This is a genomic window from Maricurvus nonylphenolicus, from assembly GCF_042854845.1.
Lineage (GTDB): Bacteria > Pseudomonadota > Gammaproteobacteria > Pseudomonadales > Cellvibrionaceae > Maricurvus > Maricurvus nonylphenolicus.
Genome location: NZ_AP031498.1, coordinates 4,799,536 through 4,826,309, shown reverse-complemented (window position 1 = coordinate 4,826,309; position 26,774 = coordinate 4,799,536). Strand labels below are relative to the sequence as shown.

Sequence of the window (26,774 nt, the reverse complement as noted above, 5' to 3'; positions counted from 1 at the left end):
AATAATTATGAGCAAAATTACCAAAGTATTAGTTGCCAACCGTGGCGAAATTGCCGTTCGCGTGATGCGTACCGCTCGTGATCAGGGTTACCGTACCGTTGCGGTATACAGTGAAGCCGATGCAGGCGCTTTACACGTGCAGGAAGCAGATCAAGCGGTTTGCATTGGCCCCGCGGCTGTCGGTGAATCTTATTTGGTTGCCGATAAAATTCTGGCAGCTGCCAAACAAACCGGCGCTGACGCCATCCACCCGGGTTACGGTTTCCTGTCAGAAAACGCAGCGTTTTCTGAAGCCTGTGAAGCCCAGGGTATTACCTTTATCGGTCCGCGCAGCGAAGCCATCAATTTGATGGGCAGCAAACGTCTGTCGAAGATCGCCATGATTGAAGCCGGTGTACCTTGCATTCCCGGTTATCAGGATGCCGATCAGTCCGATGAAACCCTACTGGCCAAAGCCAAAGAAATTGGTTTCCCGCTGATGGTAAAAGCCTCTGCCGGTGGTGGTGGCCGTGGTATGCGTTTGGTGTTTGAAGAAAGCGAATTGGCCGAGCAAATCCGTACAGCGCGTTCGGAAGCCGAAACCGCCTTTGGTAGCGGTGAGCTGATTCTGGAGCGCGCCGTTATCGAACCGCGTCATATTGAAATTCAGGTATTTGCCGATGAGCATGGTAATGCGGTGTACCTGGGCGAGCGTGATTGTTCTATTCAGCGTCGCCACCAGAAAGTGGTTGAAGAGGCGCCGTCGCCGTTTGTTGACCCAGAGCTGCGCCAGTGTATGGGTGAGGCTGCGGTTAACGCTGCCAAAGCCTGTAGCTATCGCGGTGCCGGTACCGTTGAATTCCTGGTTGATGCGGATAAAAACTTCTACTTCCTGGAAATGAATACCCGATTGCAGGTAGAGCACCCGGTGACCGAGTTGATTACCGGCCTGGATCTGGTGGCCTGGCAATTAAAAGTCGCCGCCGGTGAAACCCTGCCGCTGACTCAGGAGCAGGTTGAGTTAACCGGTCATGCGGTTGAAGTTCGTTTGTACGCCGAAGATCCACGTAACAACTTTATGCCACAAACCGGTCAGGTTCGTTTATGGGATTACCCAAGTGAACGTGCCGGTATTCGTATGGATCATGGCATTCAAACCGGGCAGCAAGTGAGTCCTTTCTACGACCCCATGATTGCCAAAGTAATTGCCTACGGTGATAACCGTGCTGAGGCGATTCGCCGTTTGGCCTCTGCAGTGCAGGATACCCAACTGCTGGGTATGAACAACAACAAACTGTTTCTGCAAAACGTATTGCGTCACGACGTGTTTGGAGCCGGTGAGGCGACCACGGCATTTATTGAACAGCACTTTAGTGCTGACGTCAGCATGGATCAGAAGGAGCCATCGGCCAACACCCTGGCTAAAGCCGCCATGCTGTATTTCCATCGTTCGATCGATGCCAACCAGGATAAACATTTCAGCTGGGGTCGTGCGAGCACACAAACTTATTCGTACAAGCTGGCGTTCGACGGCAAGGCCACTGTCGTTAACCTGACTAATGCAGGTAGCCAGCTTGAGATCAGTGTGGGTGACGAAAGCGCATCGCTGGCTTGTATTTCTCTGGAGGAAAACACCTGTGTCTTTATTGAGAACGGTGTACGCGAAACCCTGAACTTTGCCTTCGATAGCAAGACGCTGTATCTGGATGACGGTACTGGCCACTTTATTCTGGAAGACGTTACTCAACAGCCTGCGGCCGCCGCCGGTGGTGCCGGCAGCGGACAAGCCAAAGCCTCAATGGATGGTGCCATTGTCGAAGTTCTGGTTAGCGAAGGTGACACCGTTGAAGCCGGTCAAACTCTGGTTGTACTGGAAGCCATGAAGATGGAGCACGCCATCAAAGCAGGTATTAGTGGCACTGTTTCGGTGATTAGTTGTAACGCCGGTCAGCAGGTGAAATCCAAGCAGTTGCTGGTAACGGTTGAGGGGGAAGAAGGCGATGAGTGAAGTCATCAAGATTGCAAACTGTAGCGGTTTCTACGGTGATAAATTATCCGCCGCACTGGAAATGGTGGAAGGTGGGCCGATCGATGTATTAACCGGTGACTATCTGGCCGAACTGACCATGGCCATTTTGCATGGCCAGAAAGTTCAGCGTAATACCGGTTATGTCGGTACGTTTTTAAAACAGATCAAACAAGTCCTGAAACCTTGCATCGAAAAAAATATCAAAATCGTCAGCAATGCCGGTGGCTTGAACCCTGCAGCCATGGCCGATGCGGTTGAAGAGATAGCTAAAGAGTTAAACCTTGATGTGAAGGTCGCCTATATTGACGGCGATGATTTAGCGCCGCGCATGCAAGAGCTGCACGACAAAGGCGAAGCCTTTGTCAATATGGATACGGGTGCAAACCTGGCCGACAACAAACATCATTTGCTGACGGCGAATGCCTATCTGGGCGCCTGGGGTATCAAAGAAGCCCTGGATCAGGGCGCAGATATTGTGATCTGTCCGCGTGTTACGGATGCCGCAGTTGTAATTGGGCCGGCGGCCTGGAAGTTTAACTGGCAGCGTGCCGATTACGATGCACTGGCAGGTGCACTGGCGGCGGGCCATGTGATTGAGTGTGGGCAACAGGCGACTGGTGGCAACTACGCTTTCTTCCAGGAAGTTCCCAGCTTCGATAACCCTGGCTATCCCATTGCCGAGATTGAAGCCAACGGTAACTTCACCATTACCAAACATCCAGGTACCGGTGGTTTAGTGTCTGTAGGAACGGTTAAATCACAGTTGTTGTATGAGATCAGTGATCCTGCCTACAAAAACCCGGATGTGATAGGTCACTTCGATACCTTGAGCATTGAGCAAACCGGTGAGGATCGCGTTTACGTCAGCGGTTGTAAGGGCTCCTGCCCTCCGCCAAGTCACAAGGTATGCATCAATACTCACGGTGGCTTCCGTAACGGTATTGAGGTTCTACTTACGGGGCTGGATATTGAGGAAAAAGCCACGGTGGTAACGGATGCCTTCTTTAACGGCCTTGGTGGTAAGGAGCAATTTGATGAGGTTTCGGTTGAACTTATTCGCAGCGATAAAGAAAATCCTCGTATCAATGAAGAAGCCTTCGCTCGTTTAAGAATTATTGCTAAATCTCAGAACAAGGATTTGGTTGGCCGTTTATTTTCAGCTAAATTTACCGAGATAGCCCTGGCTAATATCCCAGGCTTTGGTCCGGCAACGCCTATCGGTCACGGCGCGCCTTTTCTGGCCTACTGGCCAACCCTGGTCGATAGCCAATATATCACTGAGTATGTCCACATCGACGGTCAGGTCATTGAGGTGAAGCCAACCAGTCAGCTGGATTTAGAGCCGGTTAAATATCAGGTTGTTCCTGCAAGAGATCCTGCACAAGTACCTGCGGCTCCCACAGTCTCAGACGATACCGTCAGTATTCCTCTGGGTCGTTTATTTGGTACACGCTCCGGTGATAAAGGTGGCTGTGCCAATATCGGTGTCTGGGCGACCAGCGAAGCAGCTTATGGTTTCTTACATGATTTTTTAACCGTTGAACGGTTGAAAGAGTTGATGCCTGAAGCGGCTGATCTGGAAGTGGTTCGTTATGATCTGGCCAATATCCATTCGCTGAACTTCTTTATCAAAGGTATTTTGGGCGAGGGGGTTGCTTCATCGGTACGTACAGATCCTCAGGCGAAATCCATGGGGGAGTACTTGAGGGCGAAGATGATTGACGTTCCGGCATCTCTCTACAATGGATAATTAATAGAAAACACAAATAACTATCGCCATTCCCGCGCAGGCGGGAATCCAGGGCTACGAAGTGAGTAACTTACATCCAGTATTCTATACACTGCATGGATTACTCATCTAAATTCAGCCAAGTGCTAAATCACTGGATCCCCGATTTCTCGGGGATGGCAAATACAAGGTGCGAGAAAAATGACTGAAGAAAAATTATCCCTAGAGGGATTGGTCTTCGAGGCCATCAAACTGGAAATTAAAAACCACATCCTGACCATCACCCTCAATCGCCCAGAGCGTAAAAATGCCATTAATACCGTGATGGCAGCAGAAATTATTTACGCATTGGATTACGCCAAACAGGAGCGCGATGTTCGCGTAGTTGTATTAGCGGCCAAGGGCGATGTGTTCTGTGCCGGTGGCGATTTGGCGGCTATGAGCGGCCAGGCTCAGGAAACGACCTCTACCGTCCCTGTGCGTGGTGGGCAAGATGAGATTTCTCTGCGCTTACGGCACCTTAACAAACCGAGCATTGCCTGTGTACAGGGTAATCTGTACGCCGGTGGTTTGTTGTTCCTCTGCAATGTGACCCATGCCATTGCCGCTGAAGGCGTTAAGTTCTCCGCACCGGAAATCAAGCGCGGTTTATGGCCGTTTATGGTGATGGGTGGTTTGTTCCGTGTCATGCCACAGCGTGCGGCACTGGATTTTGTGATGCGTGGTAATTCCATCACAACATCACAGGCTGAAAAATGGGGCCTGATTAATGAGGCTGTTGCCCCTGAAAGCTTACAAGATCACGTGGCGAGTCTGGCAACAGAGCTGGCGAGCCTGGCACCAGGTTCCATGAGTATGGGCCTGGCGGCGTATGTAAAACAGGATGCCATGGACTTCGATACCGCACTGCCGTACTTGCGTACCCAGATCGAAGCTATTGTACAAACGCCTGATGCCATCGAAGGTATTACCGCGTTTTTTGAAAAACGTGAACCTAATTGGGATTAGAGTGGGATAAAAGCAGAATCATGAATAACAACACGTTAATCGATTATTTAGATCACTGGGCAGAAAACGCCGGTCATAAACCCTGGCTGAGGGATTTAACCGCAACCGGTAGTAAAGATTACAGCTGGTCTGAAGGCAGAGCTGAAATCAATGCTGTCGCTGCAGCGCTGGAGAAACGCTTTGGTCATGGCATTAATATGCTGTTGTTATCGCGTAATTGTGCCCACTGGGTATTAGCGGATATGGCGATTATTCGTTCCGGTAATGTGACTTGCCCTATTTTTACTACGCAGGCTGCAGAGACGGTTGAATATCTGGCAGCGTTTGTTGAGGCCAAGGTCATTTTTGTCGGTGAGTCGACCAATTGGCAGGCCATCAAAAGAGTATTACCCGCCGATATCACCATCGTGACGCTGCCAGGTACAGAATTACCCGATGATGTTATTGGGGCCGAAAGCCAATGCTTAAAGTGGGAAACCCTGCTGGCCGAAGGGCAAGGTAAAAAACCGGTTTACAATAACCAACCTGATGACGCTATCTCGTTGGTCTTTACCTCGGGTACTACCGGTATGCCTAAAGGGGTGATTCAAACCCACAACAGCAATCTTATCCCGATTCGTCGTGCTGAACTCGAGAGCCCGGATTCAGAAAAGCAAAACGAGCAGATACGTTATCTTTCCTATCTACCGCTGTCGCATATTGCCGAGCGCCAGATTATTGAATTTCAATCTCTATTTCGAGGCGCTGCGGTAAGCTTTAACCAGTCTCTGGAAACCTTATTGTCAGATTTGCAGCGCACCCAACCCCATATTTTCTTTGCGGTGCCGCGGGTTTGGCAACAATTTCAGCAGGCTATCGTCGAAAAGTATGGCGGGTTTGAAGCCTTTGAACGGAAGTTAACTGAAGATCAGGATGGTTTCGGCAAACAGGTTCTTACCGAGTTTGGTTTTGGTGAAGCGTTTTATAGTGCTTCTGGGTCGGCTCCCTTGTCCGCTTCACTAATCGAGTGGTGGGAAGCGCTGGGCCTGGAGATTATGGAAGGCTTTGGCCAAACAGAAGCCATGAATTTAATTATCAGCCGTGACGGCTGTCGCCGAGTAGGCTCGATTGGTAAACCGTTGGATGGTGTGGAATACAAAATTACCGAAGCCGGTGAGCTGGTGGTGCGTACCGATGGTTTGACGCCAGGTTATTACAAACAACCAGAAAAAACGGCGGAGCTTTTTCAAGATGGTTGGCTGCACACAGGTGATAAGGCCCGCGTTGATGAAGACGGTTTTGTTTTTATCACCGGCCGTGTTAAAGATTACTTCAAAACCATTCACGGTAAATTTGTTGCGCCACCGCCGATTGAAGGGCAGTTTGCCAGCAATGAGCATGTAGAACAGCAGTGTCTGATTGGGCGTGGTTTTTCCAAAACTGTCATGGTAGCGGTCCTTACACAAGCGGCCAGTAATGAGCCCAAGCAAAACGTTGAAACCTCGATCCAGGAAACGGTAACGGCTATCAATAACACTATTGAAAAACACGCCCGTATTGGCGCGGTGATTATTACGCTTGAACCCTGGACCATTGATAGCGGTGTACTGACGCCAACGTTGAAGATCCGTCGTGAAAAAATCGATGAGCGTTTTGCTGAATTGGGGGAGCGATTAGCACTTGAGTCCGCAGAGAAGGGGCAACTGTTGCTACACTGGATAGGAGAGTATGAATAGGAGCGTATGAATAGGAACGTAGTCTCAATAACACGGATCCGAAAATGACCAAAATCGTGTAGTTCATCACCTACTCCCCTGTTGTGTAACAGGGGAAAATCTTCCTTTTTAGTGATATTAATAAGGATAAGAAATGAACACAGTGACCATTTCGCACGGCAAGTTGGCAGGTAGCGAAGTTGATGGCATAAACAGTTTTAAAGGTATTCCCTACGCCGCCCCTATCTCGGGTGAAAACCGCTGGTTGCCACCAAAGCCGCCAGAGTCATGGTCTGGTACCAGAGATGCCACTCAATATGGCAACGTGGTACCACAACAGCCTTCTCCTCCAATGTGGATAGCGGGTCCCGCCGGAAAGAAGTTTTTGGAAGTCATCGATGTTACAGGACCTCAAGGTGATGACTGCCTCAATCTCAATGTCTGGTCACCCAGTCTTGACACAGACGCCAAGCTACCGGTGATGTTTTATATCCACGGTGGTGCCTATGTGGCGGGAGCCAATTCGCTGCCAATCTATGAAGGGAAGAACCTGGCGAAAAAGGGGGTTGTGGTTGTCTCGATTAACTACCGCTTTGCCCTGCAGGGATTCTTTGTAGCGCCGGGCATGTTCGACGACGATTTCTGTGGGCCCAATCGTGGCTTTGAAGATACCCTGGCCGGACTGCGCTGGGTGCAGGAAAATATCCGTCAGTTTGGCGGTGACCCTGATAACGTGACCATCTTTGGCGAATCAGCCGGAGGCCAAAGTATTGTGGTTATGGTCGCCAGCCCCGCATCCAAAGGATTGTTCAAGAGAGCCATCGCCCAGAGTGGCACGCCGGAGTTTTGCGCTCCGGTTTCTGACCATCAACATTTTGCACCGGATTTACTGAAAGCGATCGGCATCAAACCCGGTGACCGGGCTGCCATTTCAGCCTTGACCGGTAAAGACACTGTTAAAGCCATGACGGCGGCAAGGAAGTTACTGGCCCGAAAAGACGCCGAAGAAAGGTACGGCTCACTGGTCATTAATAGTAATTACGGCTGCGTTAGCGGTACCGAATTTATGCCGGTGCATCTGCTGGATTCTATTCAGCAAGGTACCGCCAAAGATATCGATTTGATGATTGGTACAGTTGCCGAAGACGGCCGCCTCTTCCCGCTGACCATGCCCGGGCCGGAAGCGTTTGCTGCCTGGTATTGCATGCCGATGTTTAAGCATCTGATGCTACCGAGAAAAGAGCACAAGTTGGTGTTCGAGCGCTACAAGAAGGCGATGCCAGGAGTGCCCAACAAATATGTGCGCGGTCAGATACTAACCGATTGTATGTTCCGTCGCGGCACTGTTAGAGCAGCAGAAATGCACGCCGAGGCCTCACCCGGAAAAACCTGGCTGTATCAGTTTAATTGGTCTTCACCGGTGGCCGGTATTGGTTCGATGCACGGTATTGATATTGCACTGTGCTTCAATAATCTCGAGGCTTTCGAGCTTATTCTTGGGGATCTGGAGCCGATTCGTAATCTGGCCGACACCGTCAGTGATGTTTGGGTGAACTTCGCCAAGACCGGTAAGCCAACAGCCAATATTCCGGAGTGGAAGCCTTTCGACGCAGAGCAGCGCGCCACGATGATTTTTGATGACAAGATTGAGCTGCACAACGACGTCGACAGACACCTAAGAGAGATCTGGTATGGTTGATTGAAAGTTACCCTGCAAATGAGCTTGCTTTAAGCGGCCTAACTCATCAAGGGTGCGGCTTGAATTGTCATCGACATTTTAGCTATAAACTCTTTAAATATTCTGTTTAGGTATCATCCATATAGATACAGATATGGCAGATGCTATCCTCTAAGAGGGAGCAATATGTTCGAGACAAAGCAAAGGTTTGGTAACGCATGAAAAACATCAGTACTGATTCACAAACTATGGCCACCTTGTTTCACAATGTGGCTGCACGCTGCGCTACGCGCGAAGCTCTGGTTGCCGATAATGCTAGGTTGACTTATGCGGAACTGGATAAGCGCACAGACGTTCTGGCGCAGGCTCTTCAAGCGCAGGGAGTGAATAAGGACACCATCATTGCAACGCTATTGCTTGATGGCCTGGCGATGGTTGAGCTGAGCATTGCGACAGCCAAGCTGGGTGCCACACTGCTGACCCTTAACTGGCGCTTGGCGCCCGCGGAGCTCAGCTACATCATGTCCGATGCGTCACCGCAGTTTTACTTTGTCTCAACGCGTTTTGAAACCCTGTTTAACGAGGCCGGTGGAACCGAAGCTTATTTTATTGAGGAAGGTGATCCACAAGGTGCCCTGGCGCCATTTGATGTGAATACTAACGCTGATGCAAATGAACTTAATGTTGAGGTTAGTCGCAATGATCGCTGGTATATGCTCTATACCAGTGGCACCACCGGGCGTCCAAAAGGTTGCCAACACAGTCAGGGTGGATATTTCATCAATGTTTTGAGCTGGATGCATCAGCTGGGTATTACCGAGAAAGATTGTGTGCTGGAGCCTTTCCCGCTATTTCACGTCAATGGCTTCGGTACCTTGCTGTGCGGATTAATTGCCGGTGCCAAGGTGGTTATTCCTGCACGGGACAACAGTTACGAAGACTCCCTCAGATTGAGTGAGCGTGAAGGCGTAACTATCCAGCCGGTCATGGGAGAGGCCTTTCCTTACTTTACCTTGCTGGAAAAGCTGCAGCTGCAACTTAAATTGCGACTGTTAATTGTTCCCGGTGGTGCCTTCCCGAAAGAAGCTCTCGAAATATTGGCCGCGGGACTTAATGTGGATATGCGCTGTATGTACGGGCAGACCGAATCCGGCTGCTGGATTACCATGATGAGTCTCGAGGATCAGCTGGCGCACATAAAATCCTGTGGCAAGGTCATGCCACATTTGGCCTCGCGCATTGTTGATGACAACGGCCAGGAGGTTGCCTGCGGTGAAGTGGGTGAGCTGCTGATTAAAGGTGAAACCATTACCATGGGTTATCACAATTTGCCTGAAGCCACGGCAGACACCATCGTTGACGGCTGGCTGCATACCGGTGACCTGTTTTACCAGGATGAGGATGGATTCCTTTATATCGCCGGTCGCAAAAAAGAGTTAATTAAAACCGGTGGTGAAAATGTCTATCCAGCCGAGGTGGATTCAGTATTGGTCAGTCACCCGAGTATCGTCGATGCCTGTGTGGTGGGGGTTCCCGATCCCCGCTGGCAGGAAGCAGTTAAAGCCTGTGTGGTAGTTGCGCCCGATGCCAGTCTCAGTCGCGAGGAGATTGTCGCCTGGTGCCGAGAGCATATCGCCGGTTACAAGCGTCCTCGTTTTATTGAGTTTATCGATGAGATCCCTCGCGATTTTAATGGCAAGGCTCAAAGAAGAGTGTTAGCTGAGCGAGAAACCACGCCTGATCAGGCTGTCGATTAACCAAGAAAGTTGTAAAAGGCCAGTTCTGAATCCAGGCTGGTCATCATCATATTTCTCCGTAACCTCGCTGTTACTTCAATGCTTTCCTCTTTTGTATCGTCTCCGGTTATATAAAACTGTACCTGAGTAACTCCTCACCTGATACTGATATAAAAAAGGCCAACCTTGAATAAGGCTGGCCTTTGAAGGAGCTATCATATGAGATAGCTCGGAGAGCAAGGTTTTTAACTTAGAAACCGTAGTTGATTTCTACCCCGAACATTCTTGGCGGCTGAATAGATGCCGTTAACTGATTGTTGGTGTAGGAGCTGCTGCGACTTAAGCTTTCGATAATCTCTTCATCAAAAACATTGGTCACATAAGCACTAACACGTAGATCATGTTGATTGTTCAGGTATGTCAGGCGAACGTCGGTACGTTCAGATGAATCAATCTCGGTTGCTTTATCGTTAAAGATAGTGGAGTACTGACTGTCGGTATAAACATAGGCCGTGACCAGCTTAAGATCCCCTGTCGATAGTGCCCAGGTATAATCGGCCATCAAGGTAAACTTATGAGGAGGTGACTTAATCAGATCATTGCCCGACAGGTCGTTGGCGACATAGGCTGGATCTGTTTCATCCTCTACGTCGAAGCCCATAGTCTTGATTTCAGTGTTCATGTAGGTATAGGTCGAATAGAGCGTTAACGCATCTGTTACAGCCCACTGCACATCTACTTCAAGTCCCCACTGCGCGGCTTCCTTGGCGTTGACAAATTTCTTATTACTAACGCCGTTGTCAATAACATTGACGGGAACCTGCATGTCTTCATAGTCGTAGTAGTAGGCAGAGGCGTTAATAATAGCGCGCTCAAATTGTGTTTTCAGACCAATTTCCCATGCCATAACACTTTCTGGATCAACAGCTGGATTTTCTTGCAGGCTACCCAATCTGTAACCACCAGCTTTATAACCCGTGGAAACCTTACCGTAGACCATGGTGTCATCGTTGAAGGAATAATCAGCTCCAAGGGACCAGTCGGTTGAGGACCAATCATCTTTATGGGTAGCTGTCATGCCGCCATTACTTAGATCCCAGGCGCTGTGTACACCTGGTGTTGGCGCGTTGGTTACTGCTGAGAAGTCAAAGAATGAAAGCGCTAACAGGGGGGCGTACGCTCCCTGCTCATCAAAAATAACACGTTGGTATTCTTCAGCCTTTTTCTCGTCTTTCGAGTAGCGAAGGCCGAGGGCAAAATGCCATTTTTCGGTAGGGTAGAAGTCAATCTGACCATAGGCAGCTTGCGATTTTGTTTCCAGATCACCGTACTGTGAATAGAATGCGCCGGTTGGGTTGGCCGGGGCATCAGTCGCTGACCAGGTATCAAAATCAATAATGATTGGGGTTTGCACCACAGGGTTGTTTGGTGCGGTCAGAGAAAGTGGTTGGTAATTTTCTGACTCCCATTGGAACAATCCAAAGATAAATTCAACATCACCACCGAAGTCAGAGATCAATTGGATTTCGTGTTGCTCGTAACGCTCATCTTGACCCAGAACCGAGAAGTATTGCAGATCGCTACGACCGGTTTTGTCATAGTCGCCAAGATAGTCCCATTCGTAGTCGTTATAGCCATAGATATACTTCAACTGCATATTGTCGAAGTTATAGGTGAGGTGGACTGTCGCACGGTCACCATCTTGTTTGTTATGGCCACCTTCGCTCCAGTCAACCTTATGTATATCGCTAGCCGTCGGGTTACCTAAGGTATGGCCAAATTGAGCATTGGGCACCAGTTGTTCACCGTTAGCCGCAAAGCTTGCAAATAAGTCAGGTACTGAAGCTACGGGGGCAATTGGTGCTGGAGAGGTTGTGTTGTATGGGGAAGCCATTACAGCACCGATTTGACTGGAATCGTAAGATTCATCTTGATACAGAACCCACAAATTCAGATTTTCAGTCAGATCGATATCAAACTGAACTTCCCAGCGCTTAAAGTCATTACCGTTCTGATCAGCACCGGATTTGTTTTCTACAAAACCGTCATTTTTATCGCTTTCGGCGGCAACGCGGTAGCGAACCTTATCGTTGATTGGACCGGAGTGAGAAACACCTAATTTAACACCGTCAAAACTATAGCCACCTACACGAACAGCGCCTTCAAAATCGTCGGTAGGTTTTTTGGAATGTACAGCGGCAGCACCACCAATCGCGTTACGACCGTACAGGGTTCCTTGGGGACCACGTAAGATTTCAACACGATCAGAGAAAAAAGTAGAATCCGAAAGAGCAGTAGATTCGTTACTGTAAATGCCGTCTTTATAGATGGCAACACCCGGTTCGGAACCCAGTGAATTGTCAACGCGACCAACACCACGAATAAAGATACGGTTAGGGTTACCGTTGTAGGTCATGCCGGGCGTATGGTTGGCAACATCAGCGGCACTGGTGATACCCATATTATCACGCATATCTTCACTGAAAGCGGAAATGGAAATAGGGGTATCTTGCAGGGACGCTTCACGCTTCTCTGCGGTAACAATAATTTCCTCAAGGAAACTGACATCTTCGGCCATCGCCATTTCTGCCGTAGCCAGACTGACGGCACTGGCGAGTGCCAAGCTTGCAGGTAGAGTTTTATTATATATTTTCATGGATAGTTACTCTCTTTCTTCTCCGGGTTTAAGAAGGCACAGACGCTAAACGGCAGACATTCTGATCTTCAAATTATTATTATGAGCTTCCATGTTGGGGAAGCTGCGCCATAATGTCTAATACCTTTTTATGGTGCGGTATGCGCTCAGGTTATGGGTTGAAACGTTAGAAAAATGGCTCATATCAAAGGGGTATTTTGAGAAACTATTCGCCTCTAAATCCGCTCCAAGAGGCGAATGTAGAGGCGAATAAAAGGCTTAAGGTGACTTAGAAACCCGCCATGGTCGCATAGAGGGATTTCAGTTGATAACTATCCCCCAGCTTCAGTGACGAGGTGCGAATACGTTTTAGGTACAAGCCAATATCGTGCTCATCGGTCATGCCGATGCCACCATGTAATTGCACGCCTTCCTGGCCAGCAAGAATAGCCGCATCGTTCGCTTTCGATTTGGCAGCAACAGCAAGCGCGGCAGCATTGTCTTGGCCATTGGCTAATGCATTTAATGCGTTTAATACAATGCTTCTTGCTAATTCGATTTCGGAATAAAGCATAGCTGCGCGGTGTTGCAGGGCCTGGAATGAACCAATCAAAACGCCGAACTGTTTACGCTCTTTGAGGTATTCAACGGTCATGTGCATAGCCTGTTCTGCCGAGCCCAAAAGCTCTGCCGCGAGTATGGCACGACCATAAGCGACTGCCGTTTCAACAATAGCTTTGGCCTCATCACCTTTGGCCAGAATAGCGTCGTCGACTATCTCAATGTTTGTCAGCGTTAGCTTAGAAGCTGCACTGGCATCGATCATAGGTAGCTCTTCGCTGGTGATACCATTGGCATTACTGTCAATGCAAACCAGTGTGGGTTCACCGTTAACTGACAGGTAAACGATGACATGATTCGCTGTTTGCGCATCTGTCACATTCGCGATGCTGGCGCTAACGTGCGAGCCTTCCACGGTGCAATGAATGCCAGAAAGCTTACCGTTATGACGAGGGCCGCCGTCACAGGCAAAAGCTACTTTGATTTCACCGCTGGCCATCGATGGCAGCAAGCGACTTTTTAATGCTTCGTTGTTACTTTCGCGTAGCGCAACAGTTGCCAACACTGATGAGGAGATAAACGGACTGACGGTGAGGTGTTTGCCCATTTCCTGGGCTACAATACCGGCTTCGATAGCGCTGAGTGACAGGCCATCATATTGCTCGGGTACCAGAATGGCTGTCCAGCCCATTTCGGCAATGGCTTGCCACACATCGTCTGAATACGCAGTGGTATGTTGGCTGCGTAAATCTCGGAATGCGCTAACCGGTGCAACACTGCTAAGCATTCCTTGGGCGGCATCGAGAATTAATTTTTGATCTTCATTGTATAGCATGATTAATACCTAACGCTTAAATACCTGAACTTACTTGCCGCTGGGAAGGCCGAGTAAAAACTTGGACATAATATTGAGTTGTACTTCTGTTGTGCCACCCTCAATAGAATTACCTTTGGTGCGTAAATAGGTCTGTGGTAAGGATTTACCATCTGGCCCTGTGCTATCCCAATTGGCGGCATCCAGGCCGGTTATGTCGACCATCAGTTCGGCGCGGCGTTTGTTGAGCTCGGTACCGTAATACTTCAGCATTGAAGAGTTGGCACCCAATGATTCACCCGCTTCGGCCATGGATAAAAAACGGTTCATGGTACTGTCAAAAGCCAGGGCGTCGATTTCAAATTCAGCAATCTTGTCGCGCATACCGCTGGCAGCGAGGTTTTCTTTGTCGCCGAAGATGTGCAGGGCAAAATCGGACAGGGTTTGTGAGTCACCTTGTGAGCCAAAGCCTGCTTGCATCTCACGTTCATGGGTTAGCAAGTATTTGGCAACATCCCAGCCTTTGTTCACTTCCCCAACAACCTGATCCTTTTCAACGCGGGCATCATCAAAGAAGACTTCACAGAAATCGCGGGTACCTGAAATCAAGGTGATTGGACGTACTTCGATACCGGGCTGATTCATGTCTGCCAGTACAAAGCTGATGCCAAGATGTTTGCGGGCATCCGGGTTTGAGCGCACCAGTACAAAAATAGCGTCGGCTTTATCGCCGTAGGAGGTCCAGACTTTTTGGCCGTTAACCAGGTAGTGATCACCTTTGTCTTCGGCTTTGGTTCTTACGTCGGCCAGATCAGAACCCGCCCCAGGTTCTGAATAACCCTGGCACCAACGCACTTCACCGCGCGCAATGGCTGGCAGGTGTTGTTGTTTAAGTTCTTCGTTACCAAATTGCAGCAGGGCAGGGCCAAGCATCCAGATGCCGAAACCGGTCAGTGGGGTAGGGCAGTTCAGTGACTGCATTTCCTGTTCGAGGATCTCGGTTTCTTCACGGCTCAGACCGGCGCCGCCATATTGCGTTGGCCAGCCGGGCACCGTCCAGCCTTTATCAACCATACGATCGAGCCACAACTTTTCGTCAGGGGACGAGAAGGTCCAGTTCTTGCCGCCCCAACACATATAGTCTTCGACAGCAGTGGTTGTCATATTGCGCAAAGAGCTGGGGCAGTTCTCCTCCAGCCAGGCACGTGTCTGTTGACGGAAAGTTTCCAGTTCACTCATACATCGTTACTCAATTACGTGTTAAATGTTATTTCACTTGATAGATCGACAGCATGTTGCCATCGGGGTTATCTATAACTGCTGGTTGTTGGCTGAGTCGCAGACATTGATAGGCTTCTGCTGTGTACTGTGGCCAGTCTGGCAGGCCATGGCCATTGGGAGAGCCGGATTTGGCGAACTCGATCAGCGTTCTGGACCACTTGCTTGCCAGCTCAATATTGATCGGCGTGGGTTGGTGGAAAACACACAAAGGGTTGTCTTCCGATACCCAGTTAAAGGTAAAGGGAATTTCGGAGGCGTGGGCGATACCCAGCGGGTGATCGGTTTCCACATCAAAATTGTAAACCCAACCGCCGGCGCCATGGCTTGATGCGGCTGCAGCCACACGTGTGGCGCTGGAGCGGAAAAGATCCTGCCACATCTGGTTCATACGTTGTTTGGGGTGGCTGTCTGCTGCCTTGCTATTGAGGTGTGACAGGTAACTGGATCCGTCATCTCGGCTAATGGTGCTCGCCATCAAGCTAATAAACATTTCAATGGCAGAGGCAGCGGAACCGAAGGCAATGGTTAGCAGTGGGCCTTCACTCTGGGTGTTACCAAGAATGATGGGAATGTTTTTGGCATGCCCCTCTTTGATGGCTTCGGAGGCAGGGCGTGTGATAACCGTTTGATCGAGGGAGACTCCGTAAGATAACGGCAGTGTATGTTGAACCGCGGCAAGTTCTTCTGCCGACATGGCCATTAACTTGGCCAGACATTCTGTATCGGAATCTGTTTCAAGGTGTGCCTTAACCAGGTCCAGTTGGTCTATTGGTGGGTTTACGGTTTCATAACCGCTAAAAGCAATGGCGCGCTGGAAAAGACCTTCCGCTCTAGGGGCTCCCAGTAGAGCCAGAATAGAGCAGGCGCCTGCACTTTCGCCCCACACGGTAACGTTTGATGCATCCCCACCAAAGGCTGCAATATTTTTATTAATCCATTGCAGGGAGGCTATTTGATCCTGAATCCCCAGGTTGGCACTGCCTTTAAATTCGGCGCCCAGCCTTTGCAGATTCAAAAAGCCAAAAATACCGAGGCGATAGTTTACGGTAACTACAATGACGTCGTTGTCTGCCACGATTTTTGAGGCGTCGAACTCATGGCCAGAGCCGCCGACAAAGGCGCCACCGTGTATCCAGACCAGCACTGGCTTAACGTTCTGGGCTTTAGCGTTCTCGTTGTTATTCGCGGGGGTATAAATATTTAGAAACAGGCAGTCTTCGCTTTCTGCGCCGGGCGGCGTGTAGGTGCCAAACAGGCTCTCCATCCCTTTTGCTTGCAGGCTGCGGTTGCCGAACTGTGTGGCATCGATAGCACCATCATAATGATCTACAGATTGTGGTGCTTTGAAGCGAGCTTCACCGGTTGGCGGCTTGGCGTATCGGATACCTAGAAATTTATTTACTTCTGTGTCGCCGATACCCTGGTATATTCCAGTGGGTGCGCTGACCGTTGGTGAAGAATATGACATATGTGCCTCTGGCTAAATACGCAAACTATTAAGCCAGCTTATGGAAATACAGTGATAGGAACCATGGCAGGATACGCCAGAGGCTTGATGATCCAGGCCAAAATGGCTCCTATTACTGCTTAATGAGGCTTTTCTTAATCCGCTAAGGCTTTGATGGTGTGGGGCTGTTTACCTTTGACATGGGGCAGCCAGCCCATACCGAATTTGGTGCGTTCACTGTTATCGGTGGTGGCATAAGGCGTGGGGCTGTCGAGGTCGAGGACCTGGCGCAGAACCTCCGGATTATGGCAATCCTGGGCGTGCTCTGGGTTATACCCGTTTTTTAAATCCTCCTGCGGCAAAATGCAGGGGTGACGATAGTAGTTGGCCAGAGTCAGGCGCATGCCGGGTTTGGTGCGGGCATAGGCTCCGTGCCAGGTGGCGCCATGAAAGACGATCAGAGATCCTTTCGGTGCTTCGGCGGCCACAGCCCGCTCGTGCGCATCGGCGGGCGGTTTGCCAAATTCTCGGTGGGAGCCGGGTACATAGGCCAGGGCACCGTCTTCTTTTGAGTACTCGGTTAAGCACCAGGTGGCATTGGTGTTAAATGCAGTAGCGCCCCAGGGCATGGGCACCTGTGTCTGATCGCTGTGTAAGCCCAGGTTGTTGCCGTAACCAAATTCCCCTTGCCATTTAACAAAGCCGTTGCTGCTGCTTAGTAGTGGTTGGGTTGCCATGGTGTGTTCCACCAGGGCCAGGGCGACAGGGTTGATAACAAGGTCTCTAAAAACCCGGTGACGACTGGCCAGTGATTGCAGCTGGAATTGGGTCACTTCACCGAATTCCCCCGCGGCTTTCGGATCGCCTAAATGCAAACCAAACGGTGGTGCGGGCCATTCGAGTTCTTTTTCCGGGCCGTGGTTTATATCAAACGGGCTGCCGGTAATATTTTCTGCATCGGCCAGCATCAGCTCGGCGGCCGTATCAATGACTTTTATATCCACACCGGTTTTCTCCGGTGGAATAATCGCCAGGCCATCGACTTCCAGCTGTAACACATAGGGTTCCAGGTTAAGGGCCTTTACAGCTTCACTCAAATTAAGGGGGCTTTGCTTTGGTATGGTCATAATTCACCCTGGGTACAAATTTCATGATTATTTTCAGCGAGTGAAAATACTGTACTGAGTGATTAGGTGTGGCTGTAGGTGATGAAATGCAGAATTTTAGTCATTTCCTACGAATACTGTTTGCGATAACGACTTGGGGTTTCCCCGTGTTGTGCCTGGAAGGCACGGCGGAAGTTGGCGTAGTCACTGTAATCCAGGCGATAGGCAATTTCTTCAATGCTGATATCGGTTTGCCGCAGGTAGTACTCGGCGCGTTTCATTTTAGTGTGAAGTAACAGCTCTCGGTAGGAGGTGTTGTGCTTCTTTAAACTGCGTCGCAAGCTGCGCTCACTGACATCGAGAAGTTCGCAGAGCTGGGTGATGGAGGGAAAGTTGCCGTGATAATCCAACAGGATGGTTTCTACCCTGTTGATAAGTTGTGATTGTTCATGTCCTGTATTAAAGCGTTCGCTGAGCTGCTTTTCATAGTACTCATGCATGATCGGATCGCTAGAGATAAACGTTTGGTGCAAATAGTCTTTGGGGGCATGAACTTCTGTTTGATTAGCATCGAACGTTATATCGTCGCCTAAAATGTCGTGATATTTACTGCTATAGGCAGGTTCCGGATAGCTAAAGAAGAATTTGACTTCCAGCTCTCTGATGCCGAGTAAACTTTTGTAACCTCTCATCATGCTGGCTGCGGATAACTCGGTGCGGTATTGGAATTTCCGGTCATCGGACTGATCAAGGCTGATGACGTGTTTTAACCAGGCTTTACCTTCGACTTCATATTCTTCAGAGTGAGTTGCTGATGTTGCATCGGTGGCCACTGTGTCAGGCTCGCTAAGAGTGTCACCATATAATCCATAGAGCTTGGGCAGGAGTTCGGCGAAGTTCTTGCCCGTTAGAATCCAGTTACTCAACTCCAGGTGGTAATTGTGTACGCTAAAGCTGTCTCCAAGTGTCAGCCAGAAACCAGCAGGAACCGGTAACTCCAAAGCCAGGCTAAAAGCCTGCTGAATCTTTTTGGCTTCCACCCAGTTATTTTTCTCATTCAGTTCTGTGAAGTCCAGCTCCAGTACCCGACGTATTGTCGAGTCGTCGACGCCCGCCTCTTCCAGTGTGCGCAGTAGATGAATAACGCTACCAGAGGGTACGAGTCGCGAGGGATTGCTTAATGTTGAAGACTGAAACATATCACTGAACGCTTGGCCGGAAGTGACTTATTTACTGTAGATCATAACCTACAAGAATTTGCCTCCACAAGTACCATGGATTCAATGCCTCGCATTGTAGAGGCTAAATAAAAAATGATTGGTCAAAGAACGACTTAGGAGAAGAGTAAATGAGTGATGCATTAGCTGAACCGGTTGCAGAAACGGCTCATCCAAGCCCGGAGCGCCTATTGTCAAAAGATGATATGGCTCGCGAGCGAATTCTGGCAAATATTGATGCCTTGGGGCTCAATGAGAATCTACGTGAATTAACCACTCTCGGTTATACCGTTATTCCAGGCGTATTGTCTGCCGAGAAGGTTGAGCGTGCCAAGGCTGCTATTTTACGACGCGTAGAAAAACAAACCGGGCGTGCTGTCGATCCGAATAAGGCGACGGCTGAAGATTACAACGGTATGGATTATCAGAATTATCTGATTTTTGATGATCCTGTATTTCCTGAAATTCTGTTGGAGCCGAAACCCTTGGCGTTGATTACCTATCTACTGGGTGAAAGTTGCCTGTTATCTTCGATGGGGAGCCATTTCCGTGGACCAGGTGGTATTCCCTTGCCCATGCATGTTGATGCATCGCCTGTTGGTTTGACCGAAGTGGCTACCGTAGCCAACTGTAACTATGCCTTAACGCCATACAGTCGCGAAGAGGGGGCGCTGGTAATAACCCCGGGCAGTCATCGTAAAAACCGTCAGCCAACTCCTCATGAAAGCTGGATGCACGGTCATCAAACCTTTATGGAAATGGCGGCGCAAAACCCGGATCCCAAAACCATAGATTCGCTTAAATGGCAGGAGCCTGCGGGTTCAGTAACGATGAACATTAATCCAGGCGATGCCGTTATTTTCCATGGCAATACCTGGCACGGCGGTTGGCGACGGGAAAAGCCAGGAACACGTATCAATCTTGCCGCCTATTTTTGCCGTCCCCATATCGCGACCCAGGAACTTCGAGGTGATGACCGCTATCCAGAAGTCTTTGAGCATTATGCCGATCAACCACGTTTTGCCCAGCTATTGGGTGAGAACAGATTTACGGGCTGGCGCGAAGAGGGCCCGGATTATACCAATTTGGCTAACCAGCCTACCGGGCTTTTCGATTAACAGGACAATACGATCAATAGGAGACAACTATGAGTAAAAATAATCAACCCGCATTTCTACTTGTGTGTGGAGAAACAACGGGCGCCCCGATGGATCCTGAATATGTAAAGCGTTCTGCGCCGATTGCCATGCAAACCGGACTGATGCCAATTGCGATTGGGGAAGTGGGTAATCAGGTTGAGGTACTGGAAGGTGAATTGCCTGAAGGGGTGGGTTTTGTGGCCATTGAGCAGTTCCCTTCTATGGATGCGCTTAAAGAATTTTACCACTCTGAGCAGTATCAAAGTGCGATTCCTTTCCGCAAAGATTCGTTTAAAATTAATTTTTTGGCGGCGGTAGATGGCCTGTCGCAGGCAGATCTTGAAGCGCGTGCTAAAGCCGCAGCCGAATTAGTTGAATAACTAAGCGGTAAAAAACTTGATGCTCTGTATATAGGGCATCAAGTATTCCTCTCTTCCTCCTTATACTTGCCTGTCTGCTCACCTATTTTAATAAACACAAAAAAGGCCAGCCCGATAAGGGCTGGCCAACAAAAATGTTACCCGGAAGAGTAACAGTTAGAAAGATGTCCCTACGGTTAATCCCATGGTTCTGGGCGAACCAACGGCGGTAAGGGTAGGGTTATCACCTGCTGTCATAAACGATTCCGAATGGCCGTAGGCGGTTGCATAACGTTCATCAAACAGGTTGTGTGCATAGGCGGTGATATACCAGCTGTCGGTTCTAAAGCCGACGGTCAGGTTGGTCACCTGATAGCTTGGCAATATAGTTGACTCATCGTTATAGGCCACCGTTGATGGTGCTGTAGGTGTTTCGTCCAGTGGGTCTATGCGGGTGCGCTGTTTGTCCACATAACGATACTCGAGTCGTGTGAATAATTCACCGACATCAAATTGGTGGTTGTACTGGGCAAAAATAGATGTCGTCAGGTTGGGGGCATTTGGCAGGTCTGAATTTTCCTGAATATTTGAATCGGCTAACGGATCCGTGAATTCAGCTTCCTGATAGGTAAAGGACATACCTGTGGTCAAATTCTCATTAACCAGATAAGTTGCGGCCAGCTCAATACCCATCACTTCAGCATCGCCACCCGGTGTCAAGATACCAATTTCATTACCGGTTGTGGAAGGTACAAACACCTGGGCTTGAATATCACTCCAATCTGAATAATAGAGTGCGCCGTTCAGGGTGAGGCGGCCATCGTACCAGGTGGTTTTTGCTCCCAATTCATAGTTAATCAAGCTGTCTGAATCATAGGAACGGAAACGTTGCGGCTCCAGGGTGCTGGATGCACTTAGGTTGGAGCCGCCAGAACGGAACCCTTCAGCAATATTAAAGTAATAAAGCTGATCATCCGTTGCCGCCCAGCTGATACCAACTTTAAATAAGACGTCATCTTCTTTGGTGGTGTTTTCGCTAGTGGGTACAGAGAGTGCACTCAATAAACCGTATCCAGGCGCGGAGTCCTCAAAGGTAACCTCTTCTTCGAAATAGCGTAAACCCAGAGTGACTTCAACCTTGTCATTGAGCTCCCAGTTGATTTCACCGTAGGCAGCGATCTGTTCAAAGGATTCTTCCGCTATGCGGGTTGAAGAGTCATAGCCTGACTGCGGTTTTACGTTACAGTCGAAAGTCGTTTCAGGGAAAGGATCAACTGCGCCAACAGGCGTTAAACCAAAGCCAGGGATAAAGGCGATAAAATTGTCATAGGGGCTACCGGTACCCAGCACGGCGTTAAAGTCTTCAAACGCAGAGTTGTCGTAGGCAGCGCAAACATCACGTTGGCGATCGCGGTAGAACAGTCCTAGCGTCCAGTCCAGTGTGTTATCACCATTGGAGACCAAACGTATCTCCTGCGAGATGGTATCTTCTTCGTCAGTTGAACCCAATGTTTCAGATGTATTGGTAGAGAACCCAAAAGCAGGTGCGGTACCGGCATAAAAGATAGGGATAAGCAGTTCGTCGAGTGAGAAAGGTGTGCGTACCCGCGCCTGACGCTCTTTCTTGAACTGTGACGTAATGGATGTCAGCTCTGCAAAACCGAGATCGTACTTTAATGTCAGAGCATAAAGGTCAACTTCGACATCATCGAATTCATCTTCCAGAAGATTGGTTTCCAAATCTCCGAGAGATGTCAATTCCTGGGCAAAACCTTTGGTATCCCTTTCATCGTGCATAACCATTAATTCAGCTGAAAAGTCTTCGGTAAATTGTGCCAAGGTAGTCGCTCGCAACGACCAGCTTTCGACATCATTAACACCGTCTTCACCCGTGGCAATATTATCGATCCAGCCCTTTTTCTCATCGGTGCTGGCGACGATGCGCATGGCGAGTTTTTCTTCAATCAATGGGATATTAACGGCGCCTCGAATACGGTGACCTACATCAGCGTTTTTGGTATTAATCGCGGAAACTTCACCTTTAGCTTCAAAATTATAAAGATCGGGTTTATTGAGGATCATTTTGATGGCACCACCCATAGCGCCATCGCCATAGAGTGTACCTTGGGGACCTTTCAGCACCTCGATGCGCTGCATATCATATAAATTGAGATCGGGAAGGGTGCCTGCACCTTGAATCGCGACATCATCCAAGTACATACCAACGGTTGATACGGTTTGGGCAAAGGCATATTGGTCGGTTTGGCCAACCGGGCTAATGCCACGCATACCAATTTTTACCGAACCACTGCCGGTGTTGCTAAAACCGGTGCCGCCAATGGAACTGATGTAATCCTCCAGGCCGACTTTGCTGAGTGCATCCAGATCGGCCCCGGTCATGGCTTCTACGGAGTTGGCGACATCCTGAATACTCTGCGAGCGGCGCTGGGCGGTGACGATGATTTCTTCAATGGCCAGAAATTCATCCGAGCCATTGTTAGTATCCTGGGCAATAACAGTATTCGCACTGGCGACGGTTATTGCTCCAATCAATGAGGCTAAAAAGTCTTTTTTAGTTTTTATCATAACTTTCTCCCGCATAGGGTTATGCTTTGGTGTCTATTGTTATTATGTAAATTTGGCTATCTTTGAGGCATACGACGCTTTATTCCAGTTGATAAAAGTCTTTCCACAGCGGATGGCAATCGAACAGGCTATATCGCTTGCTACCCGCTTTGGCTTTTTCCACATCAATATCTTCCTTGCCAAAGGGAAGTACGCCGTATTTGTGCATCAACTGTGCGAACCGTGGTGGGTTTCTGGCCAATATGTCGTCGGTGACGCTGTCTCTAAATGAGGACTGAGTTTGTAAATGGCCGCGACAGAAGAGATATAAAAGCGTGACTCGCAAACCCGGATTTTCCCGAGGTAAGGCCATATGCCAGGTATTGGAGTTCCAGATAATGGCAGAGCCCGCAGGTGCATAGACTGGAGCCATTTCCGGAATGGCATCTTGTAATTCAGCCGGTGTAGGTTCACGTCGAAAATTGTGGCTGCCAGGCAGGAAGGCGATAGAACCACAGCCTTCTTCGTAATCGGACAGTAACAGGTTAACGGTTGCCGATTGCGGTTTGTCGGGATAAACCGCCGTGGTCTTATCGCCATTGTCATTATGAATCGGCAGCATGGCGCCACCGGGGCCTTTTACCATGGCGTCGCTGAGTGATAGCAGAGTGTTGTAACCTGTTAGGTAAGAAACCAGGCCTAAAATGATTGGGTGGGTAATGAGGGGCTCGAAGACAGGATCTTCAAACAGCACTTTGCGCATAAACTGTCCCAGCGGGTGCTGACTGCCGACGTGGGTCTTACCGGTTTCCTGATCCGGTGTGACACCTGAGCGTTTTTCGGAGACTTTCAGCACGGCGTCACGCAGCTCGGTAATATAGCCGGCAGGCATAATCTTTTCCGGCGGCACGATGGTATAGCCATACATGGAAAGATCTGCGATATGTTTTTCAAGCTCCAACGTTTTGAGCTCTTCGTACAGACCGGTAACTCTATGTTTTTCTTCGATAAAAGGCCCTGAGGCATAGCCGACGCGGTTGGAGCCGAAAATATCACCTTGCTCTGCGTCCGGGGATTCCTGATTGTCTTGCATTATTATTCTCCTCAATTGACTACCGAAAGAGCCACACCCTGAAGTAAAACCTAAAGAGGGATTTGGGGTGTGTTACACAACTGTAAACTGAGGCTTGGGGGAGCTGTAGGTGATGAGCTTCGGATTATTAGTCATTTCCGGATGGGGGGAGAGGATAAAAAGGCGAAATAAAAAAAGGCCAGCCTGAGACAGGCTGGCCTTTGAAGCAGTTATCTGGAGAGATAACAGGGAGAGATAAATTTAGAAGAAGGTTCCTACTGTGATACCCATGGTTCTTGGGGTTCCCACAGATCTCAACGTGGGGTTAGAGCCCTCTGCAATAAATGACTGAGTGTATCCGTAAGAAGTCTCATAACGCTCATCAAACAGATTGTGGGCATAGGCTGTGATATACCAGGCGTCAGTGCGCAAGCCTACGGTCAAGTTGGTTGTCTCGTAGCTTGGAAGTACAGTTTCCTCATCGTTATACGGAAGGTATTGAACGCTTCCAGGCACTGGCTCCACAACAGAGCGTTGTTCATCCACATAGCGGTATTCAACGCGAGTGAACAATTCACCAAATTCCAGCTCATGAGTGTATTGCGCAAATAGAGACGCAGTAAACTCTGGTGCATTGGGTAGTTCAGACCCGTCTACAATATTGGAATCTGCAACAGTGTCAGTAAACTCTGCTTCCTGATAAGCGAAAGAAAATCCAGTTGATAGATTTTCTGTTGCCAGATAGGTAGCCGCTAGCTCTATCCCTTTAACTTCTGCGTCACCGCCCGGTGTCAATACAGTTGTTCTAACCCCAGGAATGGCTGTAGGCACAACAATAGCTGATTGAATATCGCTCCAATCGGAGAAGTATAGTGCACCATTTAGTGTTAAACGGCCATCATACCAGGAGGTTTTTGCTCCAAGCTCATAGTTTATTAGGCTATCGGATTCATAAGTACGGAATCGATCGGCTTCTAACGTGTCGGAAGCGTTTAGGTTAGAGCCTCCGGAGCGGAAGCCTTCAGCTATGTTGAAATAGTATAGTTGGTCATCCGTTGCCGCCCAGCTTAAACCCAGTTTAAACAGTACATCATCTTCTTTCGTTGAGTTACTACTTGCTGGATTTGCAAAACCAAAGAAAACCAATGGGCCGTAGGCTACAGATGTATCTTCAAAAGTAACCTCTTCCTCGAAGTAACGGAAACCTGCCGTTAGCTCGATCGCCTCTGTAATTTCATAGTTAATCTCACCGTATGCCGCTTTCTGTTCAAAGGTCTCTTTAGCTGTACGGTTAACAGAGTCAAGGCCGGATTCTGGTTTTACCTCACAGTCAAATGTGGTAGCAGGGAATAGGCCTGTAATGAGAGAGCCGCCAGTATTCACCAAATATTGGTTGTAATCATCTATTGCTGGGCTGTCATAGGTTGTACAGATATCACGTTTGCGATCACGGTAGAAAAGCCCAACAGTCCAATCAAGGGTGTTGTCACCGGTCGATACCAGTCGCAGTTCCTGTGAGATAGTTTCTTCCTTGTCAGACACCGCAAGGCTAGAGTTATCTGCAAAGCCAAGTGGTAAACCAGCAAAACCAAGATTAAGTCCTAGGGGATTTAAAATCGAAGCTGGTGCTGCCATCGCAGGAATAAAGAATTCATCCAGAGAGAAAGATACGCGGGAGTTAAGAGTGCGCTCTTTTTCAAACAGAGATGTAATGGAGGTTAACTCTGCAAAGCCAAGATCGTACTTTAATGTTAAAGCATATAAATCCACTTCAACATCATTGTACTCGTCTTCCAGTAAGTTGGTTTCAAGGTCTCCAAGTCCAATGACTTCATTTGCATAACCGTCGTTTTCTTGTTGGTCATGCATTACCAACAACTCTACAGATAATTCATCTGTAACTTGTCCTAACATGGAGGCACGCAGAGACCAGCTGTCTGTGTCGTTAACGCCATCTTCACCTGTTGCAATGTTATCGATCCAGCCCTTTTTCTCTTCTGAGCTACCGACAACGCGGAGGGCAAGCTTGTCTTCGATTAATGGGAGGTTGATAGCACCACGAACCCGATACCCTATATCAGAATTTTTGGTATTGATTGCAGTAACTTCTGCTTTAGCTTCAAAATCTTGTAGATCGGGTTTATTTAAGATCATTTTGATCGCGCCACCCATGGCACCATCACCATACAGTGTACCCTGAGGGCCTTTTAGTACTTCAACGCGTTGCATGTCATAAAGATTCATATCAGGCAGAGAACCTGCACCTTGAACAGCAACATCGTCTAAGTACATACCAACCGTCGATACGGTTCTGGCAAAAGCGTAATCATCTTGTCCAATTGGGCTGATTCCACGCATACCGATCTTGACGGATCCGCTGCCGCTACGTGTAAAACCAGTTCCACCGATAGAACTGATATAGTCTTCCAGGCCAACTTTATTGAGTTCGTCCAGGTCAGTACCCATCATCGCTTCTACCGAGTTGGCAACATCCTGAATACTCTGGGAGCGACGTTGGGCGGTTACAATGATTTCTTCAATCGCCAGAAAGTCATCTGCACTCTCGGTGCTTTCTTGGGCTACGGCCATTTCTGCGGTGGCCAGGCTGACGGCACTGGCAAGCGCCAGAGTCGCAGGGAAGTGTTTATTTAATTTCATCATGTGTGCTTACTCTCTTCTTCTCCGATTTAGAAAAGACCAGGCGTCATATCCTGGTTAAGTTAGG

At 48.9% G+C, this 26,774-nt stretch carries 17 protein-coding genes; 8 read left to right on the top strand and 9 right to left on the bottom strand.

The features are described from left to right. Positions 1 to 7 precede the first annotated feature (7 nt). The 6 genes from ACGHZ6_RS20915 (at position 8) to ACGHZ6_RS20890 (ending at position 9,874) form a co-directional block, all read left to right on the top strand. Positions 8 to 1,987, top strand: a complete 1,980-nt coding sequence (locus ACGHZ6_RS20915) for an acetyl/propionyl/methylcrotonyl-CoA carboxylase subunit alpha (RefSeq protein ID WP_390615990.1) — start codon at positions 8 to 10, stop codon at positions 1,985 to 1,987. Beyond that, positions 1,980 to 3,758: an acyclic terpene utilization AtuA family protein gene (locus tag ACGHZ6_RS20910; RefSeq protein ID WP_390615989.1), complete on the top strand. Its 1,779-nt coding sequence runs from the start codon at positions 1,980 to 1,982 to the stop codon at positions 3,756 to 3,758. Before ACGHZ6_RS20915 ends, ACGHZ6_RS20910 begins: the two co-directional genes overlap by 8 nt. A 180-nt stretch (positions 3,759 to 3,938) precedes the next feature. Further along, positions 3,939 to 4,745: an enoyl-CoA hydratase/isomerase family protein gene (locus ACGHZ6_RS20905; protein ID WP_390615988.1), complete on the top strand. Its 807-nt coding sequence runs from the start codon at positions 3,939 to 3,941 to the stop codon at positions 4,743 to 4,745. A gap of 20 nt (positions 4,746 to 4,765) precedes the next feature. Continuing rightward, positions 4,766 to 6,460, top strand: coding sequence for an AMP-binding protein (locus ACGHZ6_RS20900; protein WP_390615987.1), 1,695 nt, complete (start codon positions 4,766 to 4,768; stop codon positions 6,458 to 6,460). A 133-nt stretch (positions 6,461 to 6,593) separates the two neighbouring features. Beyond that, a complete protein-coding gene (locus ACGHZ6_RS20895) occupies positions 6,594 to 8,138 on the top strand; it encodes a carboxylesterase/lipase family protein (RefSeq protein ID WP_390615986.1) in 1,545 nt (514 codons plus the stop codon). Between the two features lie 197 nt (positions 8,139 to 8,335). Further along, positions 8,336 to 9,874, top strand: a complete 1,539-nt coding sequence (locus ACGHZ6_RS20890) for a class I adenylate-forming enzyme family protein (protein WP_390615984.1) — start codon at positions 8,336 to 8,338, stop codon at positions 9,872 to 9,874. A 229-nt stretch (positions 9,875 to 10,103) separates the two neighbouring features. Here the strand turns inward: ACGHZ6_RS20890 and ACGHZ6_RS20885 are convergent, their stop codons facing one another. The 6 genes from ACGHZ6_RS20885 to ACGHZ6_RS20860 all read right to left on the bottom strand — a co-directional run bounded on the left by ACGHZ6_RS20885 (position 10,104) and on the right by ACGHZ6_RS20860 (position 18,896). Then, positions 10,104 to 12,509 (bottom strand): TonB-dependent receptor, encoded by a 2,406-nt coding sequence (locus ACGHZ6_RS20885; protein WP_390615983.1) that lies wholly within the window; start codon positions 12,507 to 12,509, stop codon positions 10,104 to 10,106. A 268-nt stretch (positions 12,510 to 12,777) separates the two neighbouring features. Beyond that, complete coding sequence (locus ACGHZ6_RS20880; RefSeq protein WP_390615982.1) at positions 12,778 to 13,884, bottom strand: acyl-CoA dehydrogenase family protein; 1,107 nt, start codon at positions 13,882 to 13,884, stop codon at positions 12,778 to 12,780. A 30-nt stretch (positions 13,885 to 13,914) separates the two neighbouring features. After that, entirely contained in the window at positions 13,915 to 15,102 is a 1,188-nt protein-coding gene (locus ACGHZ6_RS20875; protein WP_390615981.1) for an acyl-CoA dehydrogenase family protein, read from the bottom strand. Between the two features lie 28 nt (positions 15,103 to 15,130). After that, positions 15,131 to 16,612, bottom strand: coding sequence for a carboxylesterase/lipase family protein (locus ACGHZ6_RS20870; RefSeq protein WP_390615980.1), 1,482 nt, complete (start codon positions 16,610 to 16,612; stop codon positions 15,131 to 15,133). Between the two features lie 134 nt (positions 16,613 to 16,746). Further along, positions 16,747 to 17,718 (bottom strand): phytanoyl-CoA dioxygenase family protein, encoded by a 972-nt coding sequence (locus ACGHZ6_RS20865; protein WP_390615979.1) that lies wholly within the window; start codon positions 17,716 to 17,718, stop codon positions 16,747 to 16,749. Positions 17,719 to 17,825: 107 nt separating this feature from the next. Then, positions 17,826 to 18,896, bottom strand: a complete 1,071-nt coding sequence (locus ACGHZ6_RS20860; RefSeq protein ID WP_390615978.1) for a helix-turn-helix domain-containing protein — start codon at positions 18,894 to 18,896, stop codon at positions 17,826 to 17,828. 149 nt (positions 18,897 to 19,045) lie between these two features. Here ACGHZ6_RS20860 and ACGHZ6_RS20855 point away from each other — a divergent pair, with 149 nt between their 5' ends. Further along, positions 19,046 to 20,032 (top strand): phytanoyl-CoA dioxygenase family protein, encoded by a 987-nt coding sequence (locus tag ACGHZ6_RS20855; RefSeq protein ID WP_390615977.1) that lies wholly within the window; start codon positions 19,046 to 19,048, stop codon positions 20,030 to 20,032. Between the two features lie 29 nt (positions 20,033 to 20,061). After that, positions 20,062 to 20,433, top strand: a complete 372-nt coding sequence (locus tag ACGHZ6_RS20850; protein WP_390615976.1) for a DUF1330 domain-containing protein — start codon at positions 20,062 to 20,064, stop codon at positions 20,431 to 20,433. A gap of 156 nt (positions 20,434 to 20,589) precedes the next feature. On the opposite strand, the gene ACGHZ6_RS20845 is transcribed toward ACGHZ6_RS20850, so the two are convergent. The 3 genes from ACGHZ6_RS20845 to ACGHZ6_RS20835 all read right to left on the bottom strand — a co-directional run bounded on the left by ACGHZ6_RS20845 (position 20,590) and on the right by ACGHZ6_RS20835 (position 26,710). Next, positions 20,590 to 22,998 (bottom strand): TonB-dependent receptor, encoded by a 2,409-nt coding sequence (locus ACGHZ6_RS20845; RefSeq protein WP_390615974.1) that lies wholly within the window; start codon positions 22,996 to 22,998, stop codon positions 20,590 to 20,592. Positions 22,999 to 23,077: 79 nt separating this feature from the next. Further along, positions 23,078 to 24,070, bottom strand: a complete 993-nt coding sequence (locus ACGHZ6_RS20840; protein ID WP_390615973.1) for a phytanoyl-CoA dioxygenase family protein — start codon at positions 24,068 to 24,070, stop codon at positions 23,078 to 23,080. 240 nt (positions 24,071 to 24,310) lie between these two features. Continuing rightward, entirely contained in the window at positions 24,311 to 26,710 is a 2,400-nt protein-coding gene (locus ACGHZ6_RS20835; protein ID WP_390615972.1) for a TonB-dependent receptor, read from the bottom strand. Positions 26,711 to 26,774 lie beyond the last annotated feature (64 nt).